The sequence below is a fragment of the Microbacterium arborescens genome, assembly GCF_049707515.1.
GTDB classification, from domain to species: Bacteria; Actinomycetota; Actinomycetes; order Actinomycetales; family Microbacteriaceae; genus Microbacterium; species Microbacterium arborescens_B.
This window is the reverse complement of the sequence record NZ_JBNAFI010000001.1, coordinates 739,491-753,943: the sequence shown is the minus strand read 5'-3', so window position 1 is coordinate 753,943 and position 14,453 is coordinate 739,491. Positions and strand designations below refer to the sequence as shown.

Annotated in this window: 17 protein-coding genes; 6 read left to right on the top strand and 11 right to left on the bottom strand. The window is 69.3% G+C overall.

Annotation, left to right across the window (positions count from 1 at the left end; all coding sequences use genetic code 11):
- Position 1 precedes the first annotated feature (1 nt).
- The 7 genes from ACPYN5_RS03425 to ACPYN5_RS03395 all read right to left on the bottom strand — a co-directional run bounded on the left by ACPYN5_RS03425 (position 2) and on the right by ACPYN5_RS03395 (position 6,086).
- Positions 2–703, bottom strand: a complete 702-nt coding sequence (locus ACPYN5_RS03425) for a hypothetical protein (RefSeq protein ID WP_424447684.1) — start codon at positions 701–703, stop codon at positions 2–4.
- 99 nt (positions 704–802) lie between these two features.
- Positions 803–1,204, bottom strand: coding sequence for an arsenate reductase ArsC (locus ACPYN5_RS03420; protein ID WP_424447567.1), 402 nt, complete (start codon positions 1,202–1,204; stop codon positions 803–805).
- A gap of 11 nt (positions 1,205–1,215) precedes the next feature.
- Complete coding sequence (locus tag ACPYN5_RS03415; protein WP_424447566.1) at positions 1,216–2,205, bottom strand: metalloregulator ArsR/SmtB family transcription factor; 990 nt, start codon at positions 2,203–2,205, stop codon at positions 1,216–1,218.
- On the bottom strand, positions 2,205–3,311 hold the full coding sequence (gene arsB, locus ACPYN5_RS03410) for an ACR3 family arsenite efflux transporter (RefSeq protein ID WP_424447565.1): 1,107 nt from the start codon (positions 3,309–3,311) through the stop codon (positions 2,205–2,207). The genes ACPYN5_RS03415 and arsB overlap by 1 nt, the downstream gene beginning before the upstream one ends.
- 96 nt (positions 3,312–3,407) lie before the next feature.
- The gene (locus tag ACPYN5_RS03405) at positions 3,408–3,905 is read right to left on the bottom strand and encodes an HNH endonuclease (RefSeq protein ID WP_091503218.1); all 498 of its coding nucleotides are present in this window, start codon (positions 3,903–3,905) and stop codon (positions 3,408–3,410) included.
- Between the two features lie 313 nt (positions 3,906–4,218).
- Entirely contained in the window at positions 4,219–5,124 is a 906-nt protein-coding gene (locus ACPYN5_RS03400) for a M23 family metallopeptidase (protein WP_424447564.1), read from the bottom strand.
- A gap of 263 nt (positions 5,125–5,387) precedes the next feature.
- Positions 5,388–6,086, bottom strand: a complete 699-nt coding sequence (locus ACPYN5_RS03395; protein WP_424447563.1) for an iron-dependent transcriptional repressor DtxR — start codon at positions 6,084–6,086, stop codon at positions 5,388–5,390.
- A gap of 123 nt (positions 6,087–6,209) precedes the next feature.
- Between ACPYN5_RS03395 and serC the strand changes: the two genes are divergently transcribed.
- Complete coding sequence (gene serC, locus ACPYN5_RS03390) at positions 6,210–7,322, top strand: phosphoserine transaminase (protein ID WP_424447562.1); 1,113 nt, start codon at positions 6,210–6,212, stop codon at positions 7,320–7,322.
- 68 nt (positions 7,323–7,390) lie between these two features.
- Here serC and ACPYN5_RS03385 read toward each other — a convergent pair whose 3' ends face one another.
- Positions 7,391–7,561 (bottom strand): hypothetical protein, encoded by a 171-nt coding sequence (locus tag ACPYN5_RS03385; protein WP_424447561.1) that lies wholly within the window; start codon positions 7,559–7,561, stop codon positions 7,391–7,393.
- Positions 7,562–7,636: 75 nt separating this feature from the next.
- On the opposite strand from ACPYN5_RS03385, the gene ACPYN5_RS03380 reads away from it, so the two are divergent.
- Together ACPYN5_RS03380 and ACPYN5_RS03375 are read left to right on the top strand one after the other, a co-directional pair.
- Entirely contained in the window at positions 7,637–8,041 is a 405-nt protein-coding gene (locus ACPYN5_RS03380) for a VOC family protein (RefSeq protein ID WP_424447560.1), read from the top strand.
- On the top strand, positions 8,038–8,316 hold the full coding sequence (locus ACPYN5_RS03375; RefSeq protein ID WP_424447559.1) for a winged helix-turn-helix transcriptional regulator: 279 nt from the start codon (positions 8,038–8,040) through the stop codon (positions 8,314–8,316). Before ACPYN5_RS03380 ends, ACPYN5_RS03375 begins: the two co-directional genes overlap by 4 nt.
- 182 nt (positions 8,317–8,498) lie before the next feature.
- Here ACPYN5_RS03375 and ACPYN5_RS03370 read toward each other — a convergent pair whose 3' ends face one another.
- Both ACPYN5_RS03370 and ACPYN5_RS03365 read right to left on the bottom strand, forming a co-directional pair.
- Positions 8,499–9,167, bottom strand: a complete 669-nt coding sequence (locus ACPYN5_RS03370) for a DUF3027 domain-containing protein (protein WP_424447558.1) — start codon at positions 9,165–9,167, stop codon at positions 8,499–8,501.
- Positions 9,151–9,534 carry a cold-shock protein gene (locus ACPYN5_RS03365; RefSeq protein ID WP_023954781.1) on the bottom strand — a complete coding sequence of 128 codons (384 nt, stop codon included), beginning with the start codon at positions 9,532–9,534 and terminating at the stop codon, positions 9,151–9,153. The genes ACPYN5_RS03370 and ACPYN5_RS03365 overlap by 17 nt, the downstream gene beginning before the upstream one ends.
- Before the next feature lie 111 nt (positions 9,535–9,645).
- Between ACPYN5_RS03365 and ACPYN5_RS03360 the strand changes: the two genes are divergently transcribed.
- From ACPYN5_RS03360 to ACPYN5_RS03350, 3 genes are read left to right on the top strand one after another with little or no spacing between them, the layout of a single operon-like run.
- On the top strand, positions 9,646–9,921 hold the full coding sequence (locus tag ACPYN5_RS03360) for a multidrug ABC transporter ATPase (protein ID WP_424447557.1): 276 nt from the start codon (positions 9,646–9,648) through the stop codon (positions 9,919–9,921).
- A gap of 1 nt (position 9,922) precedes the next feature.
- The gene (locus ACPYN5_RS03355; RefSeq protein ID WP_424447556.1) at positions 9,923–11,650 is read left to right on the top strand and encodes a helicase-associated domain-containing protein; all 1,728 of its coding nucleotides are present in this window, start codon (positions 9,923–9,925) and stop codon (positions 11,648–11,650) included.
- Between the two features lie 60 nt (positions 11,651–11,710).
- Entirely contained in the window at positions 11,711–13,354 is a 1,644-nt protein-coding gene (locus ACPYN5_RS03350; RefSeq protein WP_424447555.1) for a DNA repair helicase XPB, read from the top strand.
- A 21-nt stretch (positions 13,355–13,375) separates the two neighbouring features.
- Here ACPYN5_RS03350 and ACPYN5_RS03345 read toward each other — a convergent pair whose 3' ends face one another.
- Positions 13,376–14,380, bottom strand: a complete 1,005-nt coding sequence (locus ACPYN5_RS03345) for a CPBP family intramembrane glutamic endopeptidase (protein ID WP_424447554.1) — start codon at positions 14,378–14,380, stop codon at positions 13,376–13,378.
- Positions 14,381–14,453: the final 73 nt, after the last annotated feature.

Genomic DNA, 14,453 nt, shown 5'->3' with positions numbered 1-14,453 from the left:
GTCAGACCGCCCGCCGCATCGGGATCGGCTCGACCGACGGGCCGCCCGCGAGAGCGCGCTCCTGCGGAGCGGCCGAGATCGCACCGTCGGGGGCCGGGAGCAGCATCCGCGCCGACCGGGGCACCGGGAACCGCCGACTCGACACGGTCACCGTCAGCTCGCGGTCGCTGAGGTAGCCGTCACCATCGCCCAGCCCCGACCACCGCGGATCGGTGACGTCGAGCATCGCCTCGGTCTGCGGCCACGGCCCCTGCACGAGCAGCACGGTTCCGCGGTCGCGCAGTCGCCCGGCGAGCTTGGCGATGTCGGAGTCCTTCGCCCGCTCGGGCGGACGCACCGCGACGATGGGAAGGACGTCGGCGATCGTCGAGGTGACGGCGAGCCAGCGGGCCCCCGGATCGGGGATCAGCACGACGCGCGAGAGGTCGACCCCGGCGCGCTCCGCCGCCTCGGCCCCGAAGCCGGGCATCCCGACCACGCCGCACCACGACCCGGTCTGCGAGGGCTGGGCCAGCAGGGCGAACAGCAACGATGACGACGAGCCGAGAGAATAGGCCGCGCCCGGGCGCAGTCCCCGGCCCGGCAGCAGCCCCGCCAGAGCCGGATGGGTCGGCAGCACCGGCGCGTCGAGGCGGCGCCCCTGCATCCGCTCCATCTGCGCGCGCAGTCGCTGCACGTCCTCGGCGGCAGCAGGATTGCGCATGATCGACCTCACTCATCAAGGCTAGAACATATGTTCTACGCCATCAACGTCGAGATCGAAGATACGACCGACTTCCGACATTCGCCGGCAGTCGAATGCCTAGACGAGTTCGCTCACGAGCTGCCGGATCCGCTCGCGGATGTCGTCGCGGATCGGACGAACGGCGTCGATGCCCTGGCCGGCGGGGTCGTCGAGCTTCCAGTCCTCGTAGCGTTTGCCCGGGAAGAACGGGCAGGCATCCCCGCATCCCATCGTGATGACGACGTCCGACGCCTGCACGGCCTCGGTGGTGAGGACCTTCGGATGTTCGGCGGTGATGTCGATGCCGACCTCGGCCATCGCCTCCACCGCCACGGGGTTGATCTGGTCGGCGGGCATGGATCCGGCGGAGCGGACCTCGATACGGTCACCGGCGATGTCGCGAAGGAATCCGGCGGCCATCTGGGAGCGGCCGGCGTTGTGGACGCAGACGAAGAGGACGGAGGGCTGGGTGTCGGTCATGGTGGCTCCGGTCAGCGGGTGGTGGCGAGTGTGGCGAGGAGGACGTCGACACGTCGGGCGATGTCATCGCGGATGGCGGCGACGCCTTCCGCGGAGGCGAGGGCGGGGTCACCGACGAGCCAGTCCTCGTAGCGGATGCCGGGGATGATGGGGCAGACGTCGCCGCATCCCATGGTGATGACGACGTCGGCGGCGCGGACGGCATCATCGGTCAGCGGCTTGGGGTATCCCAGCTCCCCGACACCGTCCACGATGAGCTCATCGAGCAGGGGCTGCACGTGGGGGTGGATCTCCATGGCCGGAGTCGATCCGGCGGATCGCGCCACGACGGCGCCGCCGGAGCGCTGATTCAGCAGAGCGGCGGCGAGCTGCGACCGGCCCGCGTTCGCGACGCAGACGAACAGAACCTGCGGCTGTCCATACGTGCGATCACGGGTGATGTCGGCGAGTCGCTGGCGGGAGAATCGCTCGGTGAGGGCCGACAGATGGCTCTTACCCCGAGCGCTCCTGGCCAGGGACGCGTAGGACTCCCGGACGATCGTCGTCACGAGGCTGCCGTCGAGCTGCGGGTACTCCTGGCCGAGCGCTTCGGCCAGGTGGGTCAGCGCATCGTCGATGTTCTCGAGCCCGGAATGCTCGGCGCGGACAGGTGCGACGGCCGCGGGCGCGAACGAGTCGAGCAGGGTCGTCACGGCCGGGCGCAGGGCCGGCGCGATCCGGTACCAGACCCACGTGCCGCGCCGCTCGGAGGCGAGTACCCCGGTGTCGCGGAGCACCTTCAGGTGGTGCGACACGGTGGGCTGAGACACATCGGTCAATTCCGCGAGGTCGCAGACGCATGATTCCCCACGCGCGTCGGTGGCGATCGCGGAGAGCATCCTCAGCCGCAGCGGATCCGAGAGCGCCTTCAGTGTGTTCGCGATGGCGGTCGCTGCGTCATCCCCGATCGCGCGAGTTGCGGAGGGGGTGCAGGCGTCTGCGGTGGTGATCGTGGCGCCCATCATCGACTCCTCTCCAGCGCAGGTTCGGGTATCGCGTGCGGGTCGGTGTGGAACCAAGCGCGCGCAGCCCGGAGTGAGACGTAGACGAGGCCGACGAGGACGGGAACCTCGATGAGCGGTCCGACGACACCCGCGAGGGCCTGCCCGGATGCCGCCCCGAACGTGCCGATCGCGACCGCGATGGCCAGCTCGAAGTTGTTGCCGGCCGCAGTGAACGCGAGCGTCGACGAGCGGGCGTAGCCGAGACCGAGGGTCTTGCCGGTGAGGAGCCCGGCGAACCACATGACGGCGAAGTACACCAGCAGCGGCAGTGCGATGCGCACGACATCCAGCGGCCGCGAGGTGACCTGTTCCCCTTGAAGGGCGAACAGCAGCACGATCGTGAAAAGCAGCCCGTACAGCGCCCACGGCCCGATCCTGGGGAGGAACGACCCCTCGTACCAGGCCCGCCCCTTGCGGCGTTCCCCGATGAGACGGGATGCGAACCCGGCGATCAGGGGCACGCCGAGGAACACGAGCACGTTGAGCGCGATCTGCCACACCGAGACGTCGAAGCCCTGACCGTCGAGACCGAGCCACCCGGGGAGGACGGTGAGGTAGAACCAGCTGAGGATCGAGAACGCGACGACCTGGAAGAGCGAGTTGATCGCAACGAGCACGGCGGCCGCTTCCCGGTCGCCGCAGGCGAGGTCGTTCCAGATCACGACCATGGCGATGCAGCGGGCGAGACCGACGATGATCAGTCCCGTCCGGTACTCGGGCAGGTCAGGTAGAAAGACCCAGGCGAGGGCGAACATCAGTGCGGGCCCGGCGATCCAGTTCAACGCGAGCGACGATACGAGGAGCCTCGTGTCGCCGGCGACGGCGACGATCTTGTCGTAGCGGACCTTCGCCAGAACCGGGTACATCATGACCAGCAGTCCGAGCGCGATCGGAATCGATATCCCGCCGACTTCGAGGTGCGAAAGCAGTTCGGACAGACCCGGAACGAACCGGCCGAGGAGGATGCCGCCCGCCATGGCCAACCCGATCCACAGCGGCAACCATCGATCGAGGGTCGAGAGGCGGCGGCTCGCAGGTACCGCTTTCGACTCGTGGATCGACATACGTCTATATTGACAGATGTCTATGCAGGGACGCCCAACCAGGGTGACGGACGCACGACTCCGCTCGCGCGGCCCGCGGGAGCAGCAGCGGCGCGATCAGGCCGCGAGCGACAGGTACGGCTCCCAGCGGGGGTCGGTGCGCTCCGTCCCGCGCACGGTCCACTGCGGCCCGCGCGGCGGCTTCGGCAGCCACCGCAGCTCCCACCCCATCTCCTGCGGAGTGTGGTCGCTCTTCATGTTGTTGCACCGCAGGCAGCAGGCGACGAGGTTCTCCCACGAGTTGCTACCCCCGCGCGAGCGGGGCATGACGTGGTCGATCGTCGATGCTGCCTTCCCGCAATAGGCGCATCGGTGAGCATCACGACGGAGCACGCCGCGTCGCGTCACCGGCACTCGTCGCGCATTCGGGATGCGGACGTACCGGGTCAGGACGATCACCGCCGGACGCTCGTACGTCCCGTCGATCCCGAGAACGGGGTCGTGGACGACGTGCTCGACGATCGTCGCCTTGTCGTTCAACACCAGGAGGAGTGCTCGACGGAACGACACCACAGCGAGTGGCTCATACCCGGCGTTCAGTACCAGAGTGCGCATTTCCTGTCCTCACGAACTGCCCTGACGGCTTCAGCGGATGTTCGATGACCGACGTCGCGCATGCCGTGCGGGCGAGTCCCGCACGGGTGCGAGCACGAAAAAAGGCGCCGTCGTGAAGACAGCGCCTTGATTCACGGCCGAGGCCGCAGTGGTGCACACGATGCCGCAGGACGTAGCGACCGATCGCATTCACGGTTCGAATGCCCGGTACTGGTCCCATCGGCTCCCCCTCGGCGTGCGCGAGCGTCGCGTTCAGGGTAACCCACCCTCGACCCCTCGAGGTCGACGGCAGGTGAACGAATGATGCGTGTCGTCAGCCCGCGTTGGCGACGAGCCAGGACTCGCCATTCACGTACGTGCCGTCGATGACGATCTCGAGGTGCAGGTGCGTTCCGAACGCCCGTCCGGTGTCGCCGACCTGGCCGAGCAGCTGACCCGCCGAGACGGTGTCGCCGACCTGCACGGCCCGGGTGCCCCAGTCCATGTGGGCGTAGAGGCTCGTGACGTTCGTGCCGTTGATGTTGTGCGCGACCTTGACGTACACGCCCCAGCCCGGCCCGCTCTCGCTCGACGCGACGACGGTGCCGTCGGCGACCGAGTAGATCGGCGTGCCGCGGTCGGCCATGTAGTCGGTGCCGCGGTGACCGGCGTAGGGCGTGCCGAAGTTGTTGAACGACATCAGCGGCCGACGCACGAGGCCCGAGCCCGGCGCGACGAGCGGAACGGGCTGGTTGTACGAGGAAGAGGATGACGAGGCGGTCGAGCTGCGCGCCGAGATGCGGTTGGCGAGAGCTTCGGCGGCGGCCTTCGCGGCAGCCTCCTCGTCCTTCTTCTTCTTGATCTCTTCGGGCGTGGTCGCCGTGAAGCCGCTGCGGTCGAGGGATGCGGGACCCACCTCGGATGCCACGACGATCGACTGCGCGTTGTCGGCGGCGACCTGCTGCAGCGTCATCGCGTCGGCCGAGGTGCCGCGAACGGCGGCGAAAGCCGGGATGGCGACGGTCGCGACGAGGCCGACGACGGCGGCGACAGTGAAGGTGCTGCGGACGGGGTGGACCCGGCGGCGACGGCGCGCTGCGCGGTTCTCGACGGTCGCGACATCCCGGGACTGCTTCTTCGCTATCGGGAAGCGGCGGCCACGCAGAGCGCGACCAGTGCGGTCGGGATTCGTCGTGTCGACCTCGGGTACGTCTACCGACGAATCGTTGAGTTCAGCCAAATCAGTCCTCCGGCGCCTCTGCGCGATGATCTGCGCTGGCTCGTCGATACTGCGTGTCGGTGCACGCGTCGTTCGGGTGTCACCGCGTGGACGACGAGCCGAAGAGGCAATCCACGCAGCGGTCTCGGGCGGGCTTCTCGCCTGAAGACTTCTCGAGGCTACCGGAAGGTAACGAATAAGTCACGCTGTCGTTCCCATCCCCACCCGATGCTCAGGCTCGCTCGCGGAGCGCGATCGGACTCAGTCGCGAAGCGCGAACGAACTCAGTCGCGACGCGTGAGGAAGATGTGCGAGGCGACCTCGACGGGCAGCTCGAGACCCTCGTCGACGCCATCCATCTGCACCAGGACGTACCCCTCGGAGAACTGGAACGTGCCGTCGCCGCCGGGCACCACACCAGCGGCACGCAGCTGCTGCAGCAGTTCCGGGTCGACCTGGGCGGGCTCCGCGAGCCGGCGCACGGTGCCCTCGATGGGCCCGCCGGTCTGGTTGAGCAGGCGGACGAGCCCGACGACACCGTCGTCGAACGTGCGTGCCGGCACGTCGCCGAGCTGATCGAGGCCCGGGATCGGGTTGCCGTACGGCGACTCGGTGGGGTGGCCCAGCAGCTCGATGAGGCGTCGCTCGACGAGCTCGCTCATCACGTGCTCCCAGCGGCAGGCCTCCTCGTGGACGTAGGCCCAGTCGAGACCGATGACGTCGCTGAGCAGTCGCTCGGCCAGACGGTGCTTGCGCATGACGTCGACCGCCTTCTGCCGACCGCTGTCGGTCAGCTCGAGCGAGCGGTCCTCCGAGACGACGACGAGACCGTCGCGCTCCATCCGACCGATCGTCTGCGAGACCGTGGGGCCGGAGTGGCCGAGGCGCTCGGAGATGCGTGCACGCAGGGGGACGATCGCCTCTTCCTCGAGTTCGAGGATGGTACGCAGATACATCTCTGTCGTGTCGATGAGATCGGTCATCACAGCCCTTGTCGTGCGCGTGGACGGGAGGGCTCCAGCCTATCCGCTGACGATGCCACCCGAGGCTGCCCTTACCTCCGCGACTGGCACGGCGAGCGTCGGCCCCGCCCCTAGAATCGGCTCATGGCGCATGTCACCCTGCCTCGAGACATCCTTCCCCGCGACGGCCGCTTCGGCTGCGGTCCTGCCAAGATCCGTCCCGAGCAGGTGGCTGCTCTGTCGGGTCCCGGCTCGATCCTGCTCGGCACCTCGCACCGGCAGTCGCCGGTGAAGAGCCTGGTGGGACAGGTGCGGTCCGGCCTCTCGGATCTGCTTCGTCTGCCCAACGGGTACGAGATCATCCTCGGCAACGGCGGTTCGACGGCGTTCTGGGATGCCGCTGCGTTCGGCCTCATCGAGAACCGCAGCCAGAACCTCGTCTTCGGCGAGTTCGGCGGCAAGTTCGGCACCGCGGCATCCGCCCCGTGGCTGCAGGCGCCCGACATCCGCAAGGCCGAGCCGGGGTCGAGCATCGCGGCCGAGGTGGTCGAGGGCATTGATGTGTACGCCTGGCCGCACAACGAGACCTCGACGGGTGTCGCGGCTCCGGTCCGACGCGTTGCGGGCGACCCCGGCGCACTGACCGTCATCGACGCGACCAGCGCGGCGGGCGGCATCGACTTCTCGGTCTCGCAGTGCGACGTCTACTACTTCGCTCCGCAGAAGAACCTCGGTTCCGACGGCGGCATCTGGTTCGCTGCGGTGTCCCCCGCTGCGATCGAGCGCATCGAGCGCATCGCCGCGTCGGGCCGGTACATCCCCGAGTTCCTGAGCCTGAAGAATGCGCTCGACAACTCGCGTCTGAACCAGACGCTCAACACGCCCGCCGTCGCGACGCTGTACCTGCTCGACAAGCAGCTCGAGTGGATCCACAGCAACGGAGGCCTGCAGTGGGCCGCCGACCGCACGGCGGAGTCGTCGTCGGCGCTGTACGAGTGGGCCGATGCTTCGGAGCACGCGACCCCGTTCGTCGCCGACCCCGCCGACCGCTCGCCCGTCGTGGTCACGATCGACTTCGACGACAGCGTCGACGCCGCCGCCGTCGCCAAGAGCCTGCGCGGCAACGGCATCGTCGACACCGAGCCGTACCGCAAGCTCGGCCGCAACCAGCTGCGCGTCGCGACGTTCGTCTCGATCGAGCCCGACGACGTGCGTCAGCTGATCAAGTGCATCGACTACACGATCGAGCGCCTCTGATCACGCTCACGCGATGACACGAAGAACGGATGCCGCACCGCGCGGCATCCGTTCTCTCGTTCGGGCACCTACTCCTGTCGACGCGTCTGCGCGCCGACGAGCAGCAGCACCAACCCTCCCCCGAGCACGACCAGCCCGAGCATCATTCCCGCGACGTCCTGGGGAGGCGCAGAGCACCCCGCAGCGACGTCATCCTCGGGGCACGTCCGCCACGGCTGCAGAGCGAAGACGACATGCACGGACTCGGCTCGCCGGGTAGGACCTCCGTCACCCGGGCCATTGACGGGACACTTGCATTTTGCAAGCATCACGGTATGAGTCTGTTCATCACCTGTCCCGTGGCCGACGTCGAACGCGCCACCGCCTTCTACACCGCGATCGGTTGGACCCTCAACCCCGAGATGTCCGACGACAACGTGTCGTGCTTCGCCATCGCACCTGAGCAGTACGTCATGTTGGGCAGCCGCGAGATGTACGCAAGCGTCGGCGGCGTCGACGAGCTCGTCGGCGGCCCCGACACCCCCTCGAAGGTGACCGTCTCCTTCGACCTCGACAGCCGCGAAGCGGTCGATGCCCTCATCGAGCGAGCGCGCGCTGCGGGCGGTCGCGTCGGCGACACCGACGACTATCCCTTCATGTACCAGCGGCAGTTCGACGACCCTGACGGGTACCACTACTCGCCCTTCTGGATGAAGCCGGACGTCGATCGAGCTTCGTGAGCGGGCTTGCGGAGGCGCTGGATGTCGTCGGCGCACGATGGGCACTTCTCATCGTGGAGCGGCTGCTCGATGGGCCGCAGCGTTATGGCGATCTACAGCGTGATCTCGGGGTGCCGACGAACGTCCTGGCGACCCGCCTGAAGGAGCTCGAAGCCGCCGGGGTCCTCCGACGTCTGCCACTGAAGCACAACACCCGGGCATACGCCCTCACCGACCGCGGCCTCGGTCTGGCCGGTGCGATCACGGCGCTGGCCCAGTGGGCAGACAGTCGTTGACACCGGTGCCAGAAGCCGCCTCCAGGCGTTCCGCACCCTGCGGTCCCCCGGCGCCCTCCGCCCGACCCTGGCACTGTGGTGCACACAGAGCCCCTCGCGGCAGTGCGGTTGAACGCCCATGAAACGACAGAACGGATGCCGCATCGCGCGGCATCCGTTCTCTCGTTCGGGCGGGGAAGCGCTCAGCGTTCCCAGAGAGACTCGTCGTGGTCGGACTCGTCGTCGTCGCCGAAATCGGAGTCGTCGTCGGAGTCATCCGATTCGTCGGAATCGTCCTCGTCGTCAGCCTCATCGTCGTCGTCGTCGGCGGCCTCATCGAGAGCGTCGATGTCGACCCCGTCGACGTCGCCGGCGTGGGTGACCGCGGTGCTGCCGTCCGCGAAACCGGCGTCGTCCTCGTCCTCGTCGTCGGACTCGTCGGACTCGTCGTCGAGGTCGTCCGCATCGTCATCGAGGTCGTCCGCATCGTCGTCGAGGTCGTCCGCGTCGTCTTCCCCGTCCTCCTCAGCGGAGGCAGCCTGCGCCGCCTGGTAGTCGGCGAGGCGCACGGCCCAGGGAACCCACTCGGGGGCCAGCAGCGCGCCCGCTGCGGGAAGCAGCTCGACCTCGAGCACGCTCGGCTCGGCGTCGGGCACGACCGCGACGCTCACGGTCCACAGCCATCCGGGGTAACCGGGGAGGCGGTTGGCGAAACGAAGCGAGACGACACCATCGGCCTCGACCACGTAGTCGACTGGATCGCCGACCGTGGAGGCCGGCGTGATCTCGGCGAGCGCGGCCAGCGCGAGGTCGTGCGCAGCGACGAGGCGCTCGTCGGCAGCGGCCGGCTCGGTCTCAGGCGTCGAGGTCATCGGCGACCTTGCGCAGCACCGCGGCGATCTTCTTGCCGTGACCCGAGCTGGGGTAACGGCCGCGACGGAGGTCGGCTCCGATGCCGTCGAGGAGCTTCACGAGGTCCTCGACGATGATCGCCATGTCGTCCGCGGGCTTGCGGTTGCGCTTGCTCAAGCTGACGGGAGCCTCGAGCACGCGCACGGCCAGCGCCTGCAGACCGCGTTTTCCGTCGGCCACGCCGAACTCCAGGCGCGTGCCGGGCTTGAGCGACTCGGTGCCCGCCGGGAGTGCCGTGGCGTGCAGGAAGACGTCCTGGCCGTCATCGGAGGAGATGAAGCCGAACCCCTTCTCGTCGTCGTAGAACCTGACCTTGCCGGTGGGCATGTGCGTACCTCGCTGTGACGGACCGCATTTCGCGGCCAGAACGGATGCCGGGGCCGTATGGACCCCGACAACCAGACTACGGCACCACCACGAACCGCTACGCTGATGCGGATGAGCACCCGCAGCCCGAGCGACGACCTTCCGGTCCGCCGTATAGATCGCATCCTCGCGTTCATGTCGCTGGGGATGCTGATCCTGGCGATCGTCTGCTTCTTCGCCATCATCATCGGCACGGCCACCGGCATGGAGCAGGAGGACTTCGGGACGGGCGCCTGGCCGACGGTCAGCGCCATCGTGTGGATCGCCCCTCCCCTCGCGTTCGCCCTGCTGCTGACGGTGCTCATCATGACCTTCATCCGACGGGGCCGGGCCAACAAGGGCCGGTGACGTGTCTCCCGTCGACGCCCGTGCCCTTGCGAGCTGGCTCGCTGCGGTCGACGACGACGCCCTGAGCGACCTCCTCCGTCGCCGTCACGTCTCGCCGCAGGCATCCTGGAACGACTTCTTCGACGCTGCCGAAGCGCTGCTCGACCCCGCCGCGCTGATCAAAGCGGCACCCCTCTTGTCGCGACCGCTCGTCGAGGCGCTGGACGATGCCGTCGACTCGGGCTCGCCGGTGCCTCCCGGCGACGCGCGTGACGAGTTGCTGCTCCTCGGACTCGTCTCGCCCGACGGTTCGCCGTATGCGGGCGTGGCGATGGTGTGGCGCGACCTGCCGAGACCCGCATCCTCCGCTCGTCCTCTCGTGGCGGGCGAGTCCGAGGACGACGCGCAGCTCGCCGAACGCGCCTTCACCGCGCTCTCGTCGCTCGCCGACGTCCTCTCGCTCACGCAGCCGGCACCACTCGGACGCATCGGAGCCGGAACGCTCGGTGCCGGTGACCGGCGCCGGCTGATCGATGCCGGAGCGGTGGCCGATTCCGAGGCGGCCGACCTCGTCATCGCGATCGGCCTCGACGCCGGACTGCTCGGTCCGGTGGACCGTGAGTGGCGCGTGACGACCGAGGGCAGCGCGTGGCTGCTCAGCGGCTCCGTCGACCGATGGGTCACCACCGCGGTCCGGATGCGCGATGGGCTCCCGTCCGCGCTGCGCTCCACGGGCGGCGGGTGGATCGCGCCGTCGCAGTGGCACCTGGCCTACCCACTCGACCCGCAGTGGCCGGCGCGCGCCGAACGCCTCGCGTCGCAGTGGCGGCTGTGGGCGCTCATCGACGGCAGCGGCCGCCCGGCGGCGTGGGCAGAGTCGCTGTCCGTCGGCGGCGACGTCGACCGGGAGGCGCTCCAAGCCCACCTGCCCGGCGAAGTCGACCGCATCTACCTGCAGAACGACCTCACGGCGATCGCCCCCGGTCCCCTCGAACCCGCGATCGACGCGCGGCTTCGACGAGCAGCACGCCGCGAGTCCCGCGCTCAGGCCTCCACCTTCCGGTTCTCGGCCGAGTCGATCGGTGCCGCTCTCGCGGCCGGCGAGGATGCCGACGCCCTGGCGGAGTTCCTCACCCGGATCTCGCTGACCGGTCTGCCCCAACCGCTCGCGTACGAGCTCGAACGCGCCGCGCGCCGCCACGGCCGGCTGCGCGTGGGAACCGACGCGACCGGACGCACCGTGGTGACCGCATCCGAACCGGGCGCGCTCGACACCCTCGCCGTCGATCAGGCACTCCGACCGCTCGGGCTCGTGCGCGACGGCGAACGGCTCGTCAGCCGCAGCACGGTCGACGCCGTCTTCTGGATGCTGAGCGACGCCCGCTACCCCGTCGCCGCGGTCGACGAGAACGGACAGGTGCGGATCCTCGACCGCGCCCGACTCGCCGAGCCGGCGGACGATTCCCCGGCACGAGAGACCAGCTCGAGCCATCACGCCCTCATCGACCGGATGCGGCAGGCGCACTCGTCAGGCGATGCGGATGCCGCGTGGCTCGGCCGCGAGCTCGAGCAGGCGGTCAAAGCCCGCGCGGTCATCACCGTGAGCGTCCGGCTCCCCGACGGCACGACGCGCGACTTCGTGCTCGAGGCCACGGGTCTCGGCGGCGGCCGGCTCCGCGGTCGCGATCGCGCGTCCGATGTCGAGCGCACCCTGCCGGTGTCGAGCATCGTGTCGGCGCGGCTCGCCTGAGCCCCATCGGCCCACGCCGCGCACGCCCCCGTCCGTCGAGCACCGGTAAGATTGCTCGTTATGGCTGATGGCCCCCTGATCGTCCAGAGCGACCGCACCGTGCTGCTGGAAGTCGCCCACCCGAGCGCCGAGGATGCGCGCCACGAGCTGGCGATCTTCGCCGAGCTCGAGCGGGCGCCCGAGCACATCCACACCTATCGCATCACGCGGCTGGGCCTGTGGAACGCCCGGGCCGCCGGCCACGACGCGGAGGACATGCTCGCCACTCTCGACCGCTGGTCGCGCTTTCCCGTGCCGCCGTCGGTGTCGACCGACATCCGCGAGACGGTCACGCGCTACGGGCGACTGGTCATCGAGCGCGACGACGAGGGCACGCTCATCCTGCGCTCGACCGATCCGGCCGTGCTCGCGGAGGTCACGAAGAACAAGCGCATCCAGCCGCTGCTGCTGGGCCACCCGACTCCCGACACCCATGTCATCGACGCGTGGGCGCGCGGCCAGATCAAGCAGGAGCTGCTGAAGATCGGCTGGCCCGCCGAAGACCTCGCCGGCTTCACACCCGGGACGCCCCACGAGATCGAGCTGCACGAAGACGGGTGGAGCCTGCGCCCGTACCAGCGCAAAGCCGTCGACATCTTCACCGAGGGCGGCTCGGGCGTGGTCGTGCTCCCGTGCGGCGCGGGCAAGACCCTCGTCGGGGCGGCCGCCATGGCCGACACCAAGACCACGACCCTCATCCTCGTGACGAACACCGTGAGCGCGCGACAGTGGCGCAACGAGCTGCTCAAGCGCACGAGCCTCACGCCCGAGGAGATCGGCGAGTACTCCGGCCAGACCAAGGAGGTCAAGCCGGTCACGATCGCGACGTACCAGATCCTGACCGCGAAGCGGAAGGGCGAGTACGCCCACCTCGCGCTCCTCGATGCGCTCGACTGGGGGCTCGTGGTCTACGACGAGGTGCACCTGCTGCCGGCACCGGTGTTCAAGCTGACGGCAGACCTGCAGGCGCGCCGCCGCCTCGGACTCACCGCGACGCTCGTGCGCGAGGACGGCCGCGAGGGCGACGTCTTCAGCCTCATCGGCCCCAAGCGCTTCGACGCGCCGTGGAAGGAGATCGAGGCGCAGGGGTTCATCTCCCCCGCCGTCTGCTACGAGGTGCGCGTCGACCTCCCGGCATCCGATCGCCTCGAGTACGCCGCATCGGCCGACGACGAGCGCTACCGGATGGCGGCGACCGCCCACGCCAAGATCGGTGTGGTGCGCGACCTCGTCGCCAAGCACGCCGGCGAGCAGATCCTCGTGATCGGGCAGTACCTCGACCAGATCGACGTGCTCTCCGACGCCCTGGGCGCTCCGAAGATCACCGGCTCGACGCCGGTCGACGAGCGCGAAGAGCTATACGAGGCGTTCCGCACCGGCGAGATCCCCGTGCTGATCGTGTCGAAGGTCGCGAACTTCTCGATCGACCTGCCCGACGCGTCCGTGGCCATTCAGGTGTCGGGTTCGTTCGGCTCACGTCAGGAAGAGGCGCAGCGCCTCGGACGCCTGCTGCGACCGAAGTCCAACGGCCACACGGCGAGCTTCTACACCTTGATCGCCCGCGACACCGTCGATCAGGACTTCGCGCAGAACCGGCAGCGCTTCCTCGCCGAGCAGGGGTACAGCTACACGATCCTCGACGCCGAGAAGCTCGAGGCGGCCTGATCGCAGCGCCCGAGAATCCGGTCAGGGCTTGGTGAGATCGGGCGTCGGCTCGCCCGGCAGGGGCACGGTCGCCGTGGGCGTCGGCATCGGCACGGGCGCGGGCAGCGGCGCTCGCGGCAGCGCGTAGGTGCGGACGATCGGACGCCGCCGCAGCACGTACTCCACCGCGAGGCAGTAGCCGCCCAGCAGCAGCACCGAGGTCGCGAAGCTCACCCAGCCGACGTCGGTCGCCGACGGATCCGACAGGCCGGCGATGCCGAGCAGGAACGCCAGCAGGTTGTTGACGATGTGGACCGCGATGGCTGCCTCGAGCCCGCCGGTGCGCCAGGTCAGCCAGCCCGCCGCGATCGCGAACAGCCCGACGGCGAACTGACCGACCGGGTCGTAGAGGTGACCGACGACGAAGAGCGGCACGGGCAGCAGGATGGCGAAGAGCGGATGCCGCAGCCACCGGCCGATGGCCTGCATGAGATACCCGCGGAAGACGTACTCCTCGGCGGTGGCCTGAACCGGCACCAGCAGGAGGACCACGAGCAGGCTCAGCCAGAGGGTCGCCCCCGTGGGCGGGGCGGGCGCCGCTCCGCCGGCCTCGGCCGGTAGCAGCGCCGTGATGACCGTGACGATGACCGCCATCGCCGCCGCGAGCGCACCGCACACGAGCAGCCACCGCCAGCGGAGCCTTCCGAACACCGCGGAGGCGAACCCCAGACGGCGGCCGTTCACGATGAGGGAGGCCAGCAGATATGCAGGCAGCATGAGCGCGATCGAGCCCAGCCCGATCAGCAGCGACAGCGGGCTCGAGACATCCAGCGCACCGGCATCCTGCAGCACCCCGTCCAGCGCGCGCGCCGCATCGTCGCCCGAGAGCGCGACGAGCACAGCGCCGAGCGCGACGGCGAGCACCATGACCAGGTAGAAGGCGAGACCGAGCCCGGCCACCGCCAGCGGAGTCCACCACCCGGTGCGTCGACGAGCGAAGACGAGCCGGTGGAATGCGAGACGGTCGGAATCGATCGGACGCGGCATGCACCCATCCTCTCCCGGTCTCTACCAGCTCGACGCCCGACGGCGCGATATCCAGCAAACCGATGGGATGCGG